This window comes from Symplocastrum torsivum (assembly GCF_059505465.1).
This window is the reverse complement of the sequence record NZ_JCACKQ010000095.1, coordinates 129,213-148,077: the sequence shown is the minus strand read 5'-3', so window position 1 is coordinate 148,077 and position 18,865 is coordinate 129,213. Positions and strand designations below refer to the sequence as shown.

Below are 18,865 nucleotides of genomic sequence, written 5' to 3'. Positions count from 1 at the left end.
CTAAGTCCCCTCTTGAAGGGACTGAATCAAGTTTTGCAAATACTTGAGCGCTTCATCTGGAGACATCAGTAGCGCCTTTCCCTGCCGGAGAATTTCGTACTGACCCTTGTGATACCCATGACCCGCAATCAACCCCAACTTCACCGCTTGATTCCCTACTTCAGTGAGCTGGTTCCAGCTAAGGCTTTCCAGTTCCAGATTAATACGTTGCTTGAGCGAATCTTCATTCATAACATTCTGTTTGTTAATAAAGCGGTTTTAGACAAGCGAAACCCTCGGACTGATGTACCAACCCTGAGTTGGACTACCCTCAGTGTTATCCACCTCCAACTGGCTCTCTGCTCCATCAATCTGTAAGCGCACTAGATACTCTCCAGGTTTTACATCTTGAAAAGGAACTGTCACCGATTGCGTTTCTGTATCACGTCGCTCCGCATCGAAAATATAAGCGCTAGGATTAGCCGTTGACCATTCATTGAGCGTCAAAACTACCCGTTGCTGACGACCGACAGTGAAATCGACCTGAATGCTCAACAATCCTGAACGTGGATCGTCATCAGTTCCGTCCATCTCTGAAACACTAATTTCAGTAATAGTGGGACGTAAGACAAAGGGCGCAGCATTGGACTCAGCGCCTCGCCGTCCGCGACTTGCTCCCTGTTCTGGAGTAATTGAGATGGGGTGAATCACTTGCAGACTTTGTACCCCTGCTCGTAAGGTATTGGCTGGCAAGCTAGAAAGGGGAAGAGTAATCTGAGTTGGGCTAACGTCAGGGGGAGTCACCTCAAACCCACAAATGCGAACCTGGGTGAAGGCGTTTCCTTTAAGCTGCTTTCCTTGAATGAGTAGGGTACTATTCGCTCGAATCGCGTCAAAGCGACCCGCTTGGGAAATCACCTGTTCAACTAGTGGCTGACTGGCAAACGGAGCAAAGGAACCGGCTCGGCGATCGCGTACTGGTAAAGCTCGTTGGGGAGCCTCTTGCCCCTCAATCAGCACCACGAGTATCTTGTAAGCGATCGATAGAACATAGGGAGTCTGGAAAAACACCGTCCAAGTCTTGGAGAGGTCTTCCAAATTCAGATCCATCGGTACAATGCTCATTTGCTGGATTTGGTCAGCCAGATTAGAATCCCTTAAAAATATGAACGTGGAATCCTCACAGGTACTACGAATCATGTCTTGGGTAATCACCCGCCGATCGTTGAGGGTGCGAACAACACTACCCAGTAGCCGCTGCGGGATTAACTCATTGTCGTTCCCGTAGAAACTCATCATGTAGTAGAGATCGAGAGCGGCTTGGCGTTTTGTTGGGTTTCCCTTGGAGCGAAAGGGCGTGGCATCTATATTATTTAATGCTGGATTGGTGATTACCTGATAGAGAAAGATATTGACACCCGTTTCCGGTGTGCCGTTGCCGATATCACTGGGTCGCAGGGTTGTCGTTCTTGCGCCCTCCACGTCAGTCTGCACCGCAACTTGGAGAGTTCTCTGTAGGGTGGCTGTGACAGTGGCGATCGCTAAGTGGTTGCTCATAAAAGGCGGAAGGCAATAGGCAGAAGGAGGAGAGAAAGCAGAACGAACGCAGCCTTCTCGATTAAGCCGAAACAAGACCCAGTTTGAGGGCGCGTACAATTGCCTGGGTACGGCTAGTTACTCCTAATTTTTCAAAAATCGCAGTCAGGTGAGCTTTAACGGTAGCAACGGTAATGTGAAGCTGTTGGGCAATGGTTTCGTTAGAGGCTCCCTGGACTAACCAGTGTAAAACTTCCTGCTCCCGTTCGGTTAGGTTAGCTGAATGACAGGCTTCGAGCGATCGCCCTGCGTAAAAATGAAATAAACGGAAAAAGCCAGCCGCAACTTCTGGAGACAAGTACACCTCATTGTGGAGGACAGTTGCGATCGCACCACATAGTTGTGTCGAGAGATTCTGCTTGAAAACATAACCACTCGCTCCTGCCTGCATGGCACGAAAGACCCATTCATCTTCCTGGTGAGCCGATAAGACGATGACTTTACCGGATTGAGTCAAGTCTCGTCGTCTAGCAAGAAAGCTAATGCCATTATCAGGAGGCAACTCTAAATCCAGCAATGTCAGGGCAGGCGACTGTTCTACCGTTAAGCTCAATGCCTGCTCCACTGAAGCCGCATGACCGACAACGTTAAACTGCATGGCTCCGTTTGTACTGTAGAAGTCTAACAGCGTCTGCACACCTTGACGGAAACGCAGGTCATCATCGACTAAAAGAACAGAAATCAGTTGCGATGCACTCACTTTCATCACGCCTCCCAAGCTTATAGTTACAAGAAAACCCTCTAGGCAGATCGGGGTAAGGTGATGGAAAACTGCGCTCCGCCCTCAGGCAAATTGTCAGCCCAGATACTACCTTGATGGTCTAGGACAATTTTCTTTGCGATCGCTAAACCTAACCCAGTTCCCCCAGGACGGCGAGAATAGAAAGGGGTAAACAGTTCTTTCACGTCCTCGGCAGATAATCCCGAACCTTTGTCACAAATTTCAATTAAAACTTCTGAACAAAAGGCTTGCCAGCGACAGGTTACTACTGCTCTCGGCGGACTAAACTGTACGGCATTACTGAGAAGGTTGCTCAAAACCTGCTTGATCTGCCAGCGGTCTACCTTAAGCTTTAAGGGAGTTACTGGGTAGTCTATCCGCAATTGTTTTTGCTGTATCCAAGGCTGCAACCCGGCAATACTCTCTTCCAAAATTTCTCGCAAATCGTAGTAGTCCAGTTGCAAACGCGATCGCAGTCCGCAGTTGGTCAATTGAGTTAGGCTGACACTCACTTCATCCACCGTTTCTCGGATGCTTTGGGCTTGAGAGCGTAGTTGTCCTAGGGGCAAACTGAGAGAAAGTAAGTCGGCATGAAGGGCAATCAGCGCCAGTGGACTACGAAGTTGATGCTCAGTTTTTTGGAGCGTCTGCTCTAAAAGTTGAATGCTTCTCGACTGGCGGGAACGCTCTTGATAAGTATCCAGGTGATGCCTGAATATCCGAGCTTGCTGCTCGATACAGTACTGCTGGAGTCGAGATAAAGGCTCAGACGACCAGATTAAGAGATATTCAGGATCTGCTGGCTGTTGAGTATAATTGCAGACATAGGTTTTCCAGTCCAAATCTAACGCCAGTTCAGAGAGCTTGAAAGCGGACAAGGAATCATCCCACCATTGCTCTGATTCCAAGTAAGCAATAATGGCGGGAACAAAGCAAGGGGTTCCTCGCTCGTAATAAGCGACCCGCTGATATTTCCCCGTTTCAGGACAACGAAAAACTCCCCAAGCCGCCACTACAGGTAACTGTGCTGCCAACTCATCAAGGTAGAACTGATAAGTTGTTTGAAGATGCATCAATGAAGACGGTAAAGATACATCAAGAGCTGCTGGAATCCTCCACTGTGACTCAACCCGCATAGAGTGCTACCAAATCTAATTAGACATATCAAAATCAACTGGTAAAGTCTGCTGACTCAACCAGACTATCGCTTTTAAAAAGCTCAGGAGTTGTCCGACATTGTTCTCCCGACAGATAAATTCAGGAGCATAATGCTACTGTTCTGCGGCGGTTTTACGGAAGCAGCTAGAAATTTAGAACTTAAGTATAGTGGCAGGAAGCAGCGATCGCACTTAATTGAAACATTCTTTTAAAAGTCTCTAATCGAGTCAGAGTATGTCTCTATAAAGTTTCGACTAAAGTCTAATAACCAAGAGGCTTTTACCTCTTTAATCTAGGCTTGAGTAGCTTATCCCCCAAGTCTATGATTCCTGCTGTTGTTCAGACGTTGGCAGAAATTTTGTCTAACGGCACTTCTTTAATCAGCAAGGAACTAATCGACTTCAGCCATCCTCAAATTCACCCAAACGTCAGACCAGCCCTCAACCTTTACTGTTACGATGTCCGGGAAAGCAGCCTAATCCAATCTTTAGGTTATCAATCACTGAGGATTGACTCGAAGCCATTACTCGACATTCCAGAACCTGATTCACCTCGCTGGTTCGATTTGTCGTTTTTAATTAGTGCCTGGGACTGTACGGCTTTAGGTGAACAGCGTCTACTTTCAGAAGCGCTACAAATGCTCTTGAATTACCGCGTTCTTCCAGAGGAAGCATTAGCACCAGGGTTGAGGGGGCATGGTGCGCTACCAATACAGGTTTCCACCAGAGCCTTGGTGGATATTACAGCGCTTTGGAGGGCTTTGGGGGTTCCCCTCCGTCCCGCCCTACACGTAACGGTCGCCGTTCCGTTTACCTGTCGAGCCTCGACATCCCCCCAGGCGGCTTTCCGGGCAGTTAGACCTGGCACAAACGGATCTAAAGCATTACAGTTACCTCCCTAAGGTGGAGGGACAGCAAATGTCACCCGATGTCAAGTTACAAACCGCCCAATTTAGTAGTTCTTAACCCAATTCCCAACGGAGGATAGTCAAGCATGGCACTAGATTACTTTGCTCCTGGGGTCTACGTCGAAGAGGTAGACCGTGGTAGTCGCCCAATCGAGGGCATCAGCATGAGTGTTGCTGGGTTTATCGGCTTCACGGAAGATGTCCGGGGTGATGCCGAGATGTTTAAGCCGATGATGGTCACCAACTGGAGCCAGTATCTGGAGTACTTTGCCAAACCAGGCTCCGATGGATACACCGATTTCAACGCCTATTTACCCTTCGCCGTCCAAGGCTGGTTTATGAATGGAGGCGGTCGCTGTTGGGTAACGAGTATCGGCACCAAGCTACCTGGAGCGAACCCTCCATCACTGGAAGAAACTGGCATTAAACTGATCAGTTCCGGCAATCGCCCCTCGTTGCACTTCGGCATTAGGCAGGTAGAGGGTAATGATGAGAATACAGCCCTCGCTCTCCCTTCTAGCGACCAAGGACGCCTCAAAGTATCGGTTGTTGAAAGTGAACCCAAACCTCTCCCAGACGATGCGCCCGACGATGTTACACCACCTTTAAACACGGGTGAATTTTTCAGCGTCATTGTCAGTCGAGGAGACGAAGTCCTTGAACGCTACAACCACTTGACAATGGGGGTAAAGCGGCACAACCCAGATGAACCTAACAATCCCCAGATTGATGTCGATACCCAGGTCGCCGATTATGTCGTGACGGCACTCCAGGATTCTGAATACATCACGGTAACCGACATCTCGCCACTCGGACACAGTCTATCCCGACGACCAGGTTTGGGTGCCTTTGAATTAGTCCCCCCACCCTACATTTCTAGCCCAGAGAACTTCTCACGAGACTTGCAAGGGCAACGGGACGATCGCACAGGTACTCAAGGGATTTTTGAGATTGATGAAGTCGCCATGATTGCCTGCCCAGACCTGATGCGAGTTTACCAGGCTGGTTTGATGAATTTAGAGCAGGTTCACGGCGTCATGGAAATGATGCTGAGCCTCTGTGAAAACTCCTTCCCTGGCCCAGCCTATCGGATGGCGGTTTTAGATACCCCTCCGGTCAAAATCGGCAAAGATGAGAATCGTGCAGTTCCTCCCGAACAGCAAAAGCCTCAACACGTCGCTCAATGGCTTAAGGACTTTAACCGCCGTTCCATGTTTGGCGCACTCTACTACCCGTGGATTAAAGTCGCCAATCCCCGCAACGCAGGACGTCCGATTATGGTGCCACCCTGCGGTCACATGATGGGTATTTGGTGCCGCACAGATGAATCCCGTGGGGTATTCAAAGCACCTGCCAATGAAACACCGCGTGGTGTAATTGGTCTAGCTTACGAAACCAATATGCGGGAGCAAGAACTCTTGAACCCCATAGGCATCAACTGTATCCGTAACTTCGCCAACTACAACCGAGGCTACAAAGTTTGGGGCGCTCGTACCCTAGTTGAGCCAGACAACATTCAGTGGCGCTACATCAGTGTCCGCCGCTTGCTGAGCTACATTGAGAAGTCCATTGAGATTGGTACGCAGTGGGTTGTGTTTGAACCGAATGATATGGATCTTTGGGAGCGAGTCAAGCGGACAGTCACTAGCTTTTTGGAGCGACTCTGGCGTGAAGGGGCTTTATTTGGCGGTTCACCTGCTGAAGCGTTCTACGTTAAATGCGATGGGCAACTCAATACCCCCGAAACCATGATGATGGGACGTTTGTACGTTGAAGTCGGTGTTTGCCCAGTGCGCCCAGCAGAATTTGTGATCTTCCGGGTTAGCCAGTGGGCACCGAATCAGTAACAGGGGAAGCAGGGGGAGAACCTATTTTTTCCCTTTTCCGAATGGCACTTTAGTTAAGGAAGATGGAGAAGGTAAGGTAGAAATTACTCCCCCATCTCCCTTAACTAAGTGTCATTCCCCCTTTTCCTTCTTTTATCTTGAGGATTTAAGTATTTACGAGGAGTAGCAATTATGCCTGAGTTAAGACCACTCCCTACTAGTCGTTTCTACGTGGAGTTTGATGGCATCACGGAGAAGATGATCAAAAGCGTGACGGAGGTAAAATTCACAGGACAAACAGCAGGACACGAAAAACCCCTAGCATCTACAAAAGCTGGAAAAACACTGTGGCAGTCCACGTCATCAGGATTTGAAGAAAATCCCAACGTTACCATTGAAGTGTATCTGATTGAAGGAGACATGGACTTCTACAACTGGATAAAATCGGTGATGCCCAAAAGTGAAGGGGGAGATGGACAGTGGACAGGCAGCCGTAAAAACGGTTCAATCGTTGGTTACGATAGCAGCGATACAGAAATTTTGCGTTGGAATCTAACGAATGCTTGGCCGAAGTCTTATAAGGTTTCAGAATGTTCATCTGAAAGCAAAGACCTTGCCATTGAAATTGTTGAAATTGTCTGCGAACAAATTAACCGAGCGAAATAGTAACTAGACAGATTGAATAAGGAGGTAACCTATGGCATCTGGAGAAATTCTCGCCTGTTCCAAGTTTTATTTTCAGTTGGATGGCTTGGATGATTTGGTTGTTAAAAAAGTTAGTGGAGTAGAAGTCGCGCTACAAACGGCTGGAGATACAAAATCGTTTGGGGTGGGTAAAGGAGGAAAAAGCCGAATTCAGGCTACTGTTACTGGGGTAGAGAATAAGAAAATAACAGTGGAGTTTGTCTCTACAGTTGAAGACGATAGACTGATGAAATGGTTCCACGACTCCCACTCAGAGCCAATCAGTGGAGGTGGTACGGCGACCAAAGGAGAACGGAAAACTGGCTCTCTCATTATGTACAACCAAGGGGGTGATGAGGCGATTCGTTATAATTTCACGGGAGTTATGCCTGCAAGCTATAAGTCAACGAAAATGGAAGCAGGTAGTACAAACCTAGCAACAGAAACCCTAGAGTTTGTCTACGAGAATCTTCATCGGGTGAAGTAGCTTAGTAATGTGAATTCACCACTAATCGTGTCCTAACTCAACAGGGAGTAAAGCTGTGGCAGAAAAAACTTATGAAGTTCTCTCTAACGCTCGCTTTTACCTGGAAATTCATGTCGATGGTAGTGACGATCGCATAGATGGCTATTTCATGGAGTGCCAAGGGTTCAAGCGTACTCAGGAAGTAGCAGAGATTTGTGAGGTAACTCCCCAAAAATGGGGAAAAAATGGCACCAGCAAGGGGCGCGTTGTCCGTACCAAACTTCCCGGTAATGTCAAAAGCGAGAATATCATCCTGCGTCGAGGGCTAACCATCTCGAAGGTAATTTGGGATTGGTTTGCGGAAGTCGAGGCAGGAAAATGGTCGGAACAACGCAGAGATGGAGATATCACTATCTACACTCAGGGCGCGGAAGAAGCTGCCAGGTTTCGCTTCCGAGGCGCTTGGCCGACGAGTTACAAACTCTCTGATTTTAAGGCGGGTAGCGGTGAGTTTGAAATTGAAGAGTTGGAGTTAGCTGTTGATGAATTTATACGGGTCAAGTAACACTAAATGATTCAGACAGAATTTGAGTTTACTTTGCCCAAAGGCTATCTCGATGACGAGGGAAATCTACACAGAAAGGGAGTGATGCGACTAGCACGGGCAATGGATGAAATCGTCCCACTACGCGATCCGCGTGTAAAATCCAATCCCGCCTATGCAACCGTGATTATCCTCTCACGGGTAATTACTCGCTTGGGCGCTTTGGACGAGGTTACGCCCCTGATTGTTGAACGGTTTTTCGCCTGTGATTTGAATTATCTGCAAAAGTTTTATCGCCAGATCAACGAACTGGAGTCTGACTCACCCCAAACCAATACAACGCCAGAATCAGCCCCCCAATTACCGAGTTAGATACCATGAGCTGCACTCACAACGAATGGATAAAAATCCTTATCCCTTCTGCCCTCTGCCTTATTTTCAGATTAGGTCAATGCTTCCATGTCTAGCCGGAGTGTCTTTGTCACGGAATTTGATTTTACCCTGCCTAGGGGTCTAGTCGATGAGGCAGGCGTTGTTCATCGTCAGGGGGTGATGCGGCTAGCGACGGCAAAAGATGAACTGATGACCCAAAAAGATCGGAGGGTGAAAAATGACCCCGCCTACAGCACGTTGGTAATCCTGTCACAGGTGATTACGAGTCTGGGGAGTCTGACGACTGTCACGCCTGAGATATTAGAGAATTTATTTACTCAAGACCTCGCTTACTTACGAGAACTTTACAATCGCCTCAACCAGCAGGAGTCATCGTCTCAGCCTGTTCAGTGTCCTGAATGCTCTCATCAGTTTGAGGTGGAGTTTGCCCTGTCGGGGGAGTCATCAGCTACCCCCTAGCTCAACTGTATGAGGAGGTAGCTTATATTGCTCTAAATGCTCACTGGTCTTTGGCAGACATTTTGGATCTGGAACATACGGAACGCCGTCGCTGGGTTGCTGAGATTCAGAAAGCTCGACAGCAGATGGTTTAGCCAGAAGTCAAAAGTCAATACGAGATTTTGGGCGATCGCAAAGCCTTTTTACGGGAACCTTTAGACTCAATACTGTACTGGAGCAATGTTCTATCTCCACGTCTTTGCGTCCTTCCCACCGCCGAGTCTTCATTAAAAAAATGGAAGTTGTATGGTGTCTCAACTTGCTCACAACCTTCGCTCTCTATTATCTGGTCATAGCCGTCTAGGCAAAGCGACCAAGGCGTTTGCTGGAACAGTACTCCTCACCAGCTTAGTCCTGACAGGTCTAATCGTTACTTTGCGGCAGTTCGGGGCACTGGAGGAGATGGAATTAGATGCATACGATCGCTTTGTTCGTTCACGTCCTGATGAAGGGTTGGATGATCGTCTGCTGGTTGTGGGTGTGAGTGAAGAGGACATCCAAACGCGAAAAGAGTTTCCGCTACATGATGGTACGCTGGCTGAGGTTTTAGAAAAACTTTTGAGGTATCAACCCAGCGCGGTTGGTATTGATATTGGTCGTGATGTGCCTCAAGGCCCAGCAGCAGGACGGGCGAGGTTAATTAATTTGTTGAAGGAAAGCGATCGCATTTCTGCCGTTTGCATCCTAAGTTCTGCAACTGAACCTGGTGTACCAGCCGCACCAGGTGTTCCACCCGAAAGGATTGGTTTTGCCGATATCCCTCAAGACCCAGACAGAGCGATTCGTCGTATCGCTCTCGTTTCAACACCAACCCCACCTTCTAAGCTCATTGGAACGCCCCATCTGTGCAATTATGCCGACCCCGACAACCAACTTCTATCCTTGAGTTTCCAGTTAGCCTCAACCTATTTAGAACCAAAAGGCATCGTACCGGAGCAAACCGAGAGTGGAGAAATTCAGTTAGGCTCCGTTGTGTTTCCTCCTCTCACTGAAAATGCTGGGGGTTACGCTAAGGCTGAGGCATCTGATTATCAGCTAATGCTGAATTACCGTTCGCCAAGTTCGGCTGTGCGCCAAGTCACGATTAGCCAAGTCTTGCAAGGACAAGTTGATCCGGCGTGGGTGAAAGATCGGATTATTTTAATCGGCTATACCTCTCAGGTGGCTAAGGACACGTTTGCTACACCCTACCTTTCTAGCGAAGAGGCCACCAGAAATATGCCAGGAGTTGTCATTCATGCTCAAGCAACGAGCCAGATTCTCAGCGCTGTTCTTGATGGGCGTCCACTCTTGTGGTACTTACCAGAGGTGGGTGAGATTCTGTGGATTTGGGGTTGGTCACTCGTTGGAGGAATCATCGCCTTTTACCTGCGGCGTCCGTTACCGTTTCTTCTCGTTTGTGGTGTTGCGTTAAGCCTGTGTTACGGACTGCCTTATCTCCTCTTTCTCCAAGGAGGCTGGATACCACTGGTACCATCTGCGATCGCTCTTTTAATGACCGCAGCAGGTGTTGGCTTCATTGATCGCGCAACAAAGGCAGGTTATACGCAAGCGATTTACGAGCAACTCAGAGAACAAATTGTCCTTGGAGGCAAGTTAGGGGCAGAGCAAGGACAGAAAGCTCGTCAGGCAGACTACCTGGAGGACTTAGTGCGAAGAGCTAGATCGATTCGCCAGCAAGACAGTCCAACAGAAGTATTGGACTCTCATCCCTTAGAGGATGCTCCCCAACCGCAGACAATCTCAACCTCAACTTCTGGAATGAAAGATGTGGATACTCTGTATCAACAAATTAAAGACCAGGTTGAAAGTGACCTCGAACGAGAAGAGAAGGAGCATGAAACGACAAAAGCTCAACGCCTAGCCCAAGCTAAGGAGAAGCGGCTGCAAAACTTACTTGCGCGATCGAGGTCTACTCGGACTCATCAGGAGGGGAACCTTAAGGAGCATGGAGTTTCTTTAACACCGCAGGACTCGACAAATGCTCAATCTGATACCGAAGTAGAGACGTGAGTCTAGCAAAAGGCAGAAGGAAGAGGGCAGAAGGCAGAAGTTTATTACTGATGTCTGAATCCCCCGAATTGAATTCGGGGGAGTGGCTCAACAAAGTGTGGAGAGAGTACGTCAACCCATGCCTTCCTCAAATTCATCAATCGCTTGAATCTGGTCTGAAATCATGGTGCATTGTTCTAGTAATGGTATGTTTAAATCTGGCAATAGCTCACTTAAATTAATCTGCTCGTATCCGTAAGTTTGCAAAAACTTTGATGGCGTTTCTTCTCGTAAATGGTAGAGCGTAAGTCGATTGAGTTTCCACATCCAGACTTCAGTGACTTCCAAACATCGGTAAGTTTCTAGCTTATCAATGGTACCGCTAGTGATGACTACTTCAATGGCTAGGTCTGGGATGCTTTTCTCTTCTCCTAGGGAGTAACATTCGTCAGGTTCAGCCCCAGCTCTTTTGAGTCGCTTTTTAACAGTATGACTCCCCATTGGAGTGTATTTAATTCGCTTTTTAAGGAGATAAAACTCTACCAGGGTAGCCAAACGTTTTTTGAGTTTTTCATGTCTCAGGGACGGCGACACAATTTCTAATACTCCATCCAAGTAGGTGACACGATAGTGAGAATTATTCTCCAGTTTGACTATCACGGCTTCGTATTGCAGCCAGTTTACCTCGCTTCTGGTGAATCTCTCCTCTGGATCGTCAAGGCTTGCAAGTTGTGGATCGTCAATGAGTTCAAAAAGACTACTAACCATTGTTTAAAACCAAATAACTGAAACAGCTTCTCGTCTTTATTGGACGATATTTATATTTCGTAGAATAGACCCCTTAAAGCCTTAATAGACCGTAGTTTCCCTCGAACTAACGCATCAATTCAGCGCAAGCATAAAAGCTGATCAACTAGGCACTGTAGATAGTGAAACAACAGACTGAGGAAACTGGTTTTTTAAAGCTGGCAACACAGGACACGGCTTTTTCTGCTGCAAGTTGTCCGATGCTTGACCTGTGAAGGTATTCCACCGGAATGGTCCCTTTTCGGCGGCGGATATCCACAAAAGGCGTTTGGCGCGTGTCATGGCAACGTAGAGGAGGCGGAATTCTTCAGCCGTTTTTAGATGTCCGGCTTGTTCCCACGCATCCATTGCCATTGGGATGGGTTGTTCGTGGAGACTGGCGCGAATTTGCGCTCTAGCAACTTCTGCGAGGGTAAAGTCTCCTAGAAACTGGGATGCTGTGGGTACCCAAGGACTACCAGGAAGCGTGTCTTCATGCAAAAACGGGAGAAAGACATAATCCCAGTCCAGTCCCTTGGCTTTGTGCATGGTAATGATGGTGAGTTGACCTGCACGGAGATAGCGGGAGTCGGCGTCTTCAGTTTCTACAGGTTCAAAGCGTTCGGATGTGACAATTTCAGTCAAAGCGTCGAGGGTTGCCCTCATGGAACTGTTGCCGTGGGTTTGTCTTGCAACCCGTTCGGCTAATTTATCAGCCGTCGCGAGTTCCGATTGGTCGTAGTTTAAGGTTAGTGCTAGGAAGGAAATAAGCTGATAGTGAGGCAGTTCCAGACGGGCGCGAAGTAAACTACTACAATAGCGCCGAGCTTGACGGACTGGTGATGTTTGTTGGGGGTCGAGGGGGCCAGGGTAGAGGAATTGCTCTGGGAAGGTGGCGAGGGCGTTAAGGTCTTGGGTGGGTATACGCTGGCGCTGAACCAAGACTTCTAGGGCTGTTTTGAGGTAATCGGGAGAATGGGGTCGGTCGAGGAATTGTAGAAGCGCTAGCATTTCAGCCGGAACGTGGGAATGGCGATCGCTTCCTTGCACATCATAGACTTCAATTCCGTGCTGACGCTTCAGATAATCTAGCTTTTGGGCAACAAAACTCCCTTGGCGATTCTCCCGCACCAATACGGCGGCTCGATGCTCTGGATTTGTCGCAAATAACTCAACAACGCGATCGCCTATGAGTTGGACAGTATCATAAATGTCTCTAGGAGTGTAGATTTCTAAACCACGACCGACTGGCTGAGGATTGGCATCTGTTTGAGGGTCATTGGCACCCACAGGGCGAATCATCTGGGAACGAAAGGCTTTTAGCTCGGCACCTGTAAGCTGGGAGCGATTCACCCAGTTCAAGACGAAGTTGGCGGCATCAATAATAATTGGGGTACTACGACCCGCTTGATCCATAGTTGCCAAACGCCCTTTAGTGTCACAGTCTTCGCAGAACCGATTGAAATAAATTGGGTCAGCTGGGGTGAAGGTGGAGTTAATCGCTTGATTGGGGTCACCAACCCGAATTAAATTTGCTGGTGCTTCTAGGTTGTTTGGGTCAGTAGCAAGAATTTCTAGCAGTTCAGCTTGTAAGGGGGTAGAGTCTTGCGCTTCATCTTCAAAGACGGCAAAGATTTTGTTTTGCTCAATCTGGCGAATGGTGTTGTTGGTTTTGAGTACCCGTAAAGCTGCCAGAATCATATCGTCGTAGTCGATGAAATCACGAGATCGCGATACAGTTTGGTATTGTTCATACAATCCCGCTGCGATCGCTAATGTTTCATAAGCATCGGGGGTTTGTTCGGATAGCCTCCACAAATCCTCTGGTAATAAACCAGAGCTTTTGGCTTCATGGATAACGATTTGGGCAATGCTTGGTAATACCTCCGTTCGCAGAACCGACTGCCGCCGCAACCGCTCTGTTTCTTCCCCATCAAACTGGCGTCCCTCTAATAAGGTTGAGTAGCGACGAGGGTTAGCCGCAATCCACTGCTCAACACAGGCACGAATCAAGCGATGGCTTTGGTTGGGTGTCACCAAGGTTGCATTCTCAAGATTGAGTCCTGATAACTCTGGATAACGGTTGGCAATGTTTAACGCTAAACCGTGCAATGTATAGACAACAAAGCTATTTTGTGGTAGATAGAGCTTTTTTAGATTTTCGCGAATTTTAACTTTGATACTCGCGGCAGCGGAGCGAGTGAAGGTAACTACTACGAGTTGACGCTTGCTGTGAAGTTGGTAACGTGCGATCGCAAAAGCCGCTGCTACTGCCATACCCGTAGACTTCCCAGCACCCGGTACAGCAGAAACCGCCAGTTGTCCTCCCTGCCAGTCTGCCATGCTTTGTTGTCCGCGCCGCAAACCCTCACGGAGTCGCTGCAATTCCCGCTCTCGTAATACTTGTGGAGGCAAAGTTTGGGTGATTTGGTTTTGGGGGGTATCGTTTGACATCTCTAGGCTTTAGGCATTGCGACCTGTAAGCTACAGTCTAGCGTGGTGTACTTATTGAAAAAGCGATCGCATTGAGTCAAGCTAGGCTAATAAGTACAGATACTTAGAAAATACATTGTGTGACGTAGGATTCGATCTAAATAAAGGCTTCAAGACTATCATTTAGAAGATTGTTGAAGAAACTATTCAGGTGTTTTTATGGTTTCTAATCTTGAGAGTGATCAGGTTCGCGTTCATCAAGCGCTTGGTCTAGCTGAAGAAATTGAACGATACAAGGGTCTTGTCCAGGCTTTATCAGATACAGTCGAGGCAAAAGTCTCTTATGTTGACTCCGAGCAGCGTTATAAATTTGTAAACAAGCAGTACGAGCGTTGGTACGAAACCAGTGCAGATAAGCTTGTGGGTAAAACAGTCCAAGAGCTTATGGGGGAGGAGTACCAACATGTGAAGTCCTATGTGGAGACAGCGTTGTCTGGCAAGGAAGTTAGGTATGATTGCCCCTTGAACTTTACCGATGGTCAACAACGTTATCTTCGGATAACCCATGTCCCACACTTTAATGAGTTGTCAGAAGTTATCGGCATCTTTGTTGTCTGCCAAGACATCACCGAGCAAAAGCATCTAGAGGAAAGTCTAGAACAGCTCAAAGCTGCCCAAGCTTAGCGAATAATAACGGAATAGAAATAGAACTTGTGAGTTCTCTAGCCAGAGAAATTAGTTCTTAGGTAGTGTTGTAGCTTAGTGCTGATAGCATTCAAACTTAGCAGAAGCAGGAAATACAAAAGCCAACTAATAGCTCTACAACACTACTGCTCATTTTGATAGCTTTTACTTGAATATCCATTCACGCGAATGAAGATGGACTCTACCTCCAATACAGGCAAGGCAAAGAGTGAACTAAAGTCTGTTCAATCAAATGGATCAGGGCAGCAACCCAGTATCCACATTAAGTGGTATGAAGGTTTGTACAATAAAATTCCCTGTACCTGCCTCACTGTAACGATTAATGGGGTAATTCTTGATGCCAATCGATTTGCTTGTGAATGTCTTGGTTACTCGCGTCAAGAGTTAGTTGAAACGTCAATTTTTAATATATTCAACTCTAGAGATAAAGAAAAGCTACACTTAGCTTTAACTGATTATAGGGAAAGCTTAACCAGAAATATCAATGAAGAGTTTCGGCTGGTTACCAAAAATGGTAGAAATTTGTGGGTGAAATTAACCCTCGATATCTTACAGCCAGTTGGTCAAAAGCCAATTTTATTACTTATTTGTGAAGAGGTAACTGAAGCCAAAAGGCTGGAAGTAACTTTTCAGGAAACTCAATCCCAGGTTCAACTGTTAATGGACGCTTTTCCTGGAAAAGTTTCTTACATAGATGCACAAAGGTGTTACCGATTGATCAGTAAACGATATGAGGAATGGTCGCTGATTTCTCCAGAAGAAATTATAGGTCAAACTGTTAAAGAGTTTATGACACCACTCCAGTATCAAAATATTGAGGAATATATAGAATTAGCAATATCTGGGCAAAGCGTTCAGTATGAGTTTGATTCAGTATTTAATGATGGGAAACGACGTTATCTCTTGGTTGACCACGTTCCACATATTAGCAAGTCAGGGGAAGTTCTAGGTTTTTTTGTGTTCTGTCAAGATCTGAGCGATCGAAAAAAAGTTGAAGAAAAGCTGCGGCAGTTTAATGAAGAACTAGAAAATCGAGTCAAAGAGCGCACCGCTGAGCTAGAACAGTCTCTAACTGAGCGCAAGCGAGTACTTGAAGCACTACGTGAAGCAGAGGAAGAAGTTCGCAGAGCGCTTTTAAAAGAACAGGAACTGAGTGAACTAAAATCTCGCTTTCTTTCTACGACTTCCCATGAATTTCGTACTCCTCTGACTACCATCCTTTCGTCGTCAGAAATGCTGGAACGTTACTGGCACAAATGGAGTGAGGAGACACAATTTACTCATTTGCATCGCATTCAACACGCTGTCAAGCAAATGACCCAGATGTTGCATGATGTGTTGACGCTCTCGCAAGCCGAAGCCGGTAAACTAGAGTTTAATCCCGAACCTCTGGATTTGGAGCAGTTTTGTAATGAGCTAGTAGAAGATCTACAACTGAATGATGGTGAGCGCCATATAATCGCTTTCGAGAGTGAATGCAAAGACGTTCTAGCTATTCTGGATGCCAAACTGCTACGGCATATTCTTACCAACTTACTAACGAATGCCCTTAAGTATTCTCCCAACGGCACTACAGTTAGGTTTTCTGTCATTTATCAGGAGCAAGAAGCAATTTTTCAGATTCAAGATCAAGGTATTGGCATTCCAAAAGAAGACACTAAATGTTTGTTTGACTCCTTCTATCGCGCTACTAATGTAGGCACAATCCAAGGAACAGGATTAGGGCTTGCAATTGTCAAACAGTGTGTGGATATATACAAGGGAAAGATTGCTGTCGATAGTGTTGTTGGGAAAGGCACAACATTTACTGTAACCCTACCCTTAAGGCTGTAAAACCAGTTGCCATTCGGCTTGCTGTTGATTCCAAACGGGTATTGGTGTCTCACCCACTACATAAGGCCCCCAATATCGGCGGGAGCCATCCTGAGCGAAAGCAACCAAAATATCTCCCTTAGATAACTGGAGATTGTCTTGGGGCAGCGAGAGAATCAGCCCTTGGCTACCGCCTTCCATTGGTGCAAAATCCCAGTGCGCTGGCTCTTTGTAAGCTTTGGACTGTGTTGCCCGTGCCAGTAGCGCCACACGCACAGGATGTTCTGTTGGATTACTCACTCGAAATGCCCCTCGACGTGCGGCTACCGCTTCTGGATCTGGACTTTTGGGGGGTGAGGCAACTGGGGTAGGTAACGTCGGCGAAATCGTTGGAAGGGCAGGCGGAAGCTTTTCAACCTTCTCGACTGCTGGCGTTCTGGGTGACTCAATCTCTGGTAGTGAAGAGATATCTAGTGGCTGTGGCTCTATCGAAATGGTGAACCGAAATAATCCCAGTCCTATTCCAGCGAGTCCTAAGAATAAAACAATAACCAATAAGGGATAAAGGGAAGATTTAAACTTTTTCATCCGTTTTAGGGTAATGACCCTGCACCACTGCTTAAAAGTTATCAGTTACTTAAACCAACGACGTTTTTGGTTACTGAGCTACTTAGTCAATGTGTCCAACCCTTAGCAAGGGAAGGTAAAGTGTGATCTTAAAGTGTTTTTCCCGTTATTGTCAGGTCGAATCATGCAAAATACTCGTCTCAATAACCTATTTAATGCTGCCTGGACGCGGTTAGGGGAATGGTTTACTAATCCCTGGCGACACATTTCACTTGTCTTGATTAGCTTGCTCTTGGGTGTCTTTTTGGGAACGGCGATTCCCACAACGGCTGGACAAGCGGCTAACTGGGACGTGATTGTTGCTGGGGTTTTGGTTCTTTTCACAGAAGCCGTGAGCCGGATTGTTTATGGTGGCAACCGACGGCGGAAAAAAACGACTGAGGGTGTTTCTACAGCTTCCCTGCTGTCTGAAGTGATTAATGCTCTAAAACTTGGTCTGACTTACAGCTTGTTTGTGGAAGCCTTTAAAATTGGTTCTTGATCGTATGTTGCAACCGGATACATCACTAGGTCAAATTCTTCATGACTGGGCAGTAGAAGAGAACTCAACTACCTTGCCGTGGCAACAACTGGCAGCAGAGGAACTAACCTCCTCACAGCGAGCAAAGGCATTTGGGATCACATCGACAAAGGTAGAGGAGGTTATTCAGGCGCGATCGCTTATTTTCAAAGCCATTTACCCTCATATCCTCTCCCTCCCCGCTTTCAGAAACCAAAGCCGGGAAACAACACAGATTTCCCAATATCCAGTCCCCAATCCCCAATCCCCAATCGCCTTATCCCTCTGGAACCTCTGGCTTCCCCTTGCGATGCAGCTAGCCTCATCGCGTCAACAACTGAAACGTCCTTTAATCCAAGGAATATTAGGGGGACAAGGAACTGGCAAAACTACTCTGGCGGCTGTCTTGAGTGTAATTCTCGCTCATTTAGGCTACCGTACCCTCAGCCTCTCTTTGGATGACCTCTACAAAACCTATGCAGAACGACAACATCTCCAACAACAAGACCCCCGCCTGATCTGGCGAGGTCCACCCGGAACCCATGATGTTGAGCTGGGTTTGCAGCTTCTAGACCAACTGCGTCAACCTAACCGACGAGAACCCATTCTCGTGCCTCGCTTTGATAAGTCTGCCTGGGAAGGCGCAGGTGATCGAACTACTCCTGAACAGGTAGAAGGTGCTGATATTGTGCTGTTTGAAGGCTGGTTTGTTGGGGTTCGACCAATCGACTCAGCCGTGTTTGACGCACCGACTCCACCACCGATTCAGACAGAGGCTGACCGCTTGTTTGCTCGTGATATGAACGAGCAGTTGAAAGGCTATCTACCTTTGTGGGAACAGCTAGACCGATTGATAGTGCTTTACCCAACAGACTATCGCCTCAGTCAAAAGTGGCGACTGCAAGCAGAACAGCAAATGATTGCTACAGGTAGATCGGGGATGACTGAACCACAAGTTAGAGAATTTGTCGAGTATTTTTGGCGATCGCTCCATCCAGAATTATTCATCACACCTCTAACCAAAAATCCTAGATTGGTAGATCTAGTTATTGAAATTAATCCTGACCATACTGTTGGTGCTGTTTATCAACCAGAGGATGCTTAGAGTAAGCTGATGGGCCTTTAAATTTTATTTTTAGAATTGCGTCCCTTACCGTGTTATGAGCATCTCGTTGCCGAAGCGAAAAACATTATATAAATATTATTTATTACTGCGATAACGTACACTGATTAATAATT

20 protein-coding genes are annotated in these 18,865 nt (G+C 47.1%); 13 read left to right on the top strand and 7 right to left on the bottom strand.

The features are described 5' to 3' along the window. From AC5JL3_RS23960 to AC5JL3_RS23945, 4 genes are all read right to left on the bottom strand, one after another. The gene (locus tag AC5JL3_RS23960; RefSeq protein WP_496076859.1) at window positions 1–231 is read right to left on the bottom strand and encodes a hypothetical protein; all 231 of its coding nucleotides are present in this window, start codon (window positions 229–231) and stop codon (window positions 1–3) included. A gap of 27 nt (window positions 232–258) precedes the next feature. After that, on the bottom strand, window positions 259–1,536 hold the full coding sequence (locus AC5JL3_RS23955; RefSeq protein WP_496076858.1) for a Pvc16 family protein: 1,278 nt from the start codon (window positions 1,534–1,536) through the stop codon (window positions 259–261). Between the two features lie 61 nt (window positions 1,537–1,597). After that, complete coding sequence (locus tag AC5JL3_RS23950) at window positions 1,598–2,281, bottom strand: LuxR C-terminal-related transcriptional regulator (protein WP_496076857.1); 684 nt, start codon at window positions 2,279–2,281, stop codon at window positions 1,598–1,600. Between the two features lie 35 nt (window positions 2,282–2,316). After that, window positions 2,317–3,369: a sensor histidine kinase gene (locus tag AC5JL3_RS23945; protein WP_496076856.1), complete on the bottom strand. Its 1,053-nt coding sequence runs from the start codon at window positions 3,367–3,369 to the stop codon at window positions 2,317–2,319. Window positions 3,370–3,776: 407 nt separating this feature from the next. Here AC5JL3_RS23945 and AC5JL3_RS23940 point away from each other — a divergent pair, with 407 nt between their 5' ends. From AC5JL3_RS23940 to AC5JL3_RS23900, 9 genes are all read left to right on the top strand, one after another. Then, window positions 3,777–4,355: a Pvc16 family protein gene (locus AC5JL3_RS23940; RefSeq protein WP_496076855.1), complete on the top strand. Its 579-nt coding sequence runs from the start codon at window positions 3,777–3,779 to the stop codon at window positions 4,353–4,355. A 92-nt stretch (window positions 4,356–4,447) separates the two neighbouring features. Then, window positions 4,448–6,208 (top strand): phage tail sheath family protein, encoded by a 1,761-nt coding sequence (locus tag AC5JL3_RS23935; protein ID WP_496076854.1) that lies wholly within the window; start codon window positions 4,448–4,450, stop codon window positions 6,206–6,208. Window positions 6,209–6,379: 171 nt separating this feature from the next. After that, complete coding sequence (locus tag AC5JL3_RS23930) at window positions 6,380–6,853, top strand: phage tail protein (RefSeq protein WP_192221133.1); 474 nt, start codon at window positions 6,380–6,382, stop codon at window positions 6,851–6,853. Between the two features lie 31 nt (window positions 6,854–6,884). Next, entirely contained in the window at window positions 6,885–7,358 is a 474-nt protein-coding gene (locus tag AC5JL3_RS23925) for a phage tail protein (protein ID WP_192221134.1), read from the top strand. 55 nt (window positions 7,359–7,413) lie between these two features. Further along, window positions 7,414–7,902, top strand: a complete 489-nt coding sequence (locus tag AC5JL3_RS23920) for a phage tail protein (RefSeq protein ID WP_496076853.1) — start codon at window positions 7,414–7,416, stop codon at window positions 7,900–7,902. A 6-nt stretch (window positions 7,903–7,908) separates the two neighbouring features. Further along, window positions 7,909–8,253 carry a hypothetical protein gene (locus tag AC5JL3_RS23915; protein ID WP_496076852.1) on the top strand — a complete coding sequence of 115 codons (345 nt, stop codon included), beginning with the start codon at window positions 7,909–7,911 and terminating at the stop codon, window positions 8,251–8,253. A gap of 87 nt (window positions 8,254–8,340) precedes the next feature. Beyond that, window positions 8,341–8,733 (top strand): phage tail assembly protein, encoded by a 393-nt coding sequence (locus AC5JL3_RS23910; protein WP_496076851.1) that lies wholly within the window; start codon window positions 8,341–8,343, stop codon window positions 8,731–8,733. Beyond that, window positions 8,718–8,867, top strand: coding sequence for a DUF6760 family protein (locus AC5JL3_RS23905; protein WP_496076969.1), 150 nt, complete (start codon window positions 8,718–8,720; stop codon window positions 8,865–8,867). The genes AC5JL3_RS23910 and AC5JL3_RS23905 overlap by 16 nt, the downstream gene beginning before the upstream one ends. Window positions 8,868–9,018: 151 nt before the next feature. Then, on the top strand, window positions 9,019–10,785 hold the full coding sequence (locus AC5JL3_RS23900; RefSeq protein WP_496076850.1) for a CHASE2 domain-containing protein: 1,767 nt from the start codon (window positions 9,019–9,021) through the stop codon (window positions 10,783–10,785). A 111-nt stretch (window positions 10,786–10,896) separates the two neighbouring features. On the opposite strand, the gene AC5JL3_RS23895 is transcribed toward AC5JL3_RS23900, so the two are convergent. Both AC5JL3_RS23895 and AC5JL3_RS23890 read right to left on the bottom strand, forming a co-directional pair. Then, on the bottom strand, window positions 10,897–11,532 hold the full coding sequence (locus tag AC5JL3_RS23895) for a Uma2 family endonuclease (protein WP_496076849.1): 636 nt from the start codon (window positions 11,530–11,532) through the stop codon (window positions 10,897–10,899). A 141-nt stretch (window positions 11,533–11,673) separates the two neighbouring features. After that, a complete protein-coding gene (locus AC5JL3_RS23890; protein ID WP_496076848.1) occupies window positions 11,674–14,004 on the bottom strand; it encodes an ATP-dependent helicase in 2,331 nt (776 codons plus the stop codon). A 198-nt stretch (window positions 14,005–14,202) separates the two neighbouring features. Between AC5JL3_RS23890 and AC5JL3_RS23885 the strand changes: the two genes are divergently transcribed. Both AC5JL3_RS23885 and AC5JL3_RS23880 read left to right on the top strand, forming a co-directional pair. Next, window positions 14,203–14,667 carry a PAS domain-containing protein gene (locus AC5JL3_RS23885; RefSeq protein WP_496076847.1) on the top strand — a complete coding sequence of 155 codons (465 nt, stop codon included), beginning with the start codon at window positions 14,203–14,205 and terminating at the stop codon, window positions 14,665–14,667. Window positions 14,668–14,856: 189 nt separating this feature from the next. Further along, the gene (locus tag AC5JL3_RS23880) at window positions 14,857–16,521 is read left to right on the top strand and encodes a sensor histidine kinase (protein ID WP_496076846.1); all 1,665 of its coding nucleotides are present in this window, start codon (window positions 14,857–14,859) and stop codon (window positions 16,519–16,521) included. Here AC5JL3_RS23880 and AC5JL3_RS23875 read toward each other — a convergent pair. Further along, window positions 16,510–17,088 (bottom strand): hypothetical protein, encoded by a 579-nt coding sequence (locus AC5JL3_RS23875; protein WP_496076845.1) that lies wholly within the window; start codon window positions 17,086–17,088, stop codon window positions 16,510–16,512. The two genes, AC5JL3_RS23880 and AC5JL3_RS23875, sit on opposite strands and share 12 nt — an antisense overlap. Window positions 17,089–17,251: 163 nt before the next feature. On the opposite strand from AC5JL3_RS23875, the gene AC5JL3_RS23870 reads away from it, so the two are divergent. After that, on the top strand, window positions 17,252–17,608 hold the full coding sequence (locus tag AC5JL3_RS23870) for a DUF565 domain-containing protein (protein ID WP_496076844.1): 357 nt from the start codon (window positions 17,252–17,254) through the stop codon (window positions 17,606–17,608). Window positions 17,609–17,612: 4 nt separating this feature from the next. Beyond that, complete coding sequence (locus tag AC5JL3_RS23865; RefSeq protein ID WP_496076968.1) at window positions 17,613–18,731, top strand: glycerate kinase; 1,119 nt, start codon at window positions 17,613–17,615, stop codon at window positions 18,729–18,731. The last annotated feature ends 134 nt before the right edge of the window (window positions 18,732–18,865 follow it).

Excerpts from the sequence above, each read along its gene's own strand:
- AC5JL3_RS23960 (WP_496076859.1), bottom strand. The coding sequence starts at position 231 with ATGAATGAAGATTCGCTCAAGCAACGTATTAATCTGGAACTGGAAAGC.
- AC5JL3_RS23955 (WP_496076858.1), bottom strand. The coding sequence starts at position 1,536 with ATGAGCAACCACTTAGCGATCGCCACTGTCACAGCCACCCTACAGAGA.
- AC5JL3_RS23950 (WP_496076857.1), bottom strand. The coding sequence starts at position 2,281 with ATGAAAGTGAGTGCATCGCAACTGATTTCTGTTCTTTTAGTCGATGAT.
- AC5JL3_RS23945 (WP_496076856.1), bottom strand. The coding sequence starts at position 3,369 with ATGCATCTTCAAACAACTTATCAGTTCTACCTTGATGAGTTGGCAGCA.
- AC5JL3_RS23940 (WP_496076855.1), top strand. The coding sequence starts at position 3,777 with ATGATTCCTGCTGTTGTTCAGACGTTGGCAGAAATTTTGTCTAACGGC.
- AC5JL3_RS23935 (WP_496076854.1), top strand. The coding sequence starts at position 4,448 with ATGGCACTAGATTACTTTGCTCCTGGGGTCTACGTCGAAGAGGTAGAC.
- AC5JL3_RS23930 (WP_192221133.1), top strand. The coding sequence starts at position 6,380 with ATGCCTGAGTTAAGACCACTCCCTACTAGTCGTTTCTACGTGGAGTTT.
- AC5JL3_RS23925 (WP_192221134.1), top strand. The coding sequence starts at position 6,885 with ATGGCATCTGGAGAAATTCTCGCCTGTTCCAAGTTTTATTTTCAGTTG.
- AC5JL3_RS23915 (WP_496076852.1), top strand. The coding sequence starts at position 7,909 with ATGATTCAGACAGAATTTGAGTTTACTTTGCCCAAAGGCTATCTCGAT.
- AC5JL3_RS23910 (WP_496076851.1), top strand. The coding sequence starts at position 8,341 with ATGTCTAGCCGGAGTGTCTTTGTCACGGAATTTGATTTTACCCTGCCT.
- AC5JL3_RS23900 (WP_496076850.1), top strand. The coding sequence starts at position 9,019 with ATGGTGTCTCAACTTGCTCACAACCTTCGCTCTCTATTATCTGGTCAT.
- AC5JL3_RS23895 (WP_496076849.1), bottom strand. The coding sequence starts at position 11,532 with ATGGTTAGTAGTCTTTTTGAACTCATTGACGATCCACAACTTGCAAGC.
- AC5JL3_RS23890 (WP_496076848.1), bottom strand. The coding sequence starts at position 14,004 with ATGTCAAACGATACCCCCCAAAACCAAATCACCCAAACTTTGCCTCCA.
- AC5JL3_RS23885 (WP_496076847.1), top strand. The coding sequence starts at position 14,203 with ATGGTTTCTAATCTTGAGAGTGATCAGGTTCGCGTTCATCAAGCGCTT.
- AC5JL3_RS23880 (WP_496076846.1), top strand. The coding sequence starts at position 14,857 with ATGAAGATGGACTCTACCTCCAATACAGGCAAGGCAAAGAGTGAACTA.
- AC5JL3_RS23875 (WP_496076845.1), bottom strand. The coding sequence starts at position 17,088 with ATGAAAAAGTTTAAATCTTCCCTTTATCCCTTATTGGTTATTGTTTTA.
- AC5JL3_RS23870 (WP_496076844.1), top strand. The coding sequence starts at position 17,252 with ATGCAAAATACTCGTCTCAATAACCTATTTAATGCTGCCTGGACGCGG.
- AC5JL3_RS23865 (WP_496076968.1), top strand. The coding sequence starts at position 17,613 with ATGTTGCAACCGGATACATCACTAGGTCAAATTCTTCATGACTGGGCA.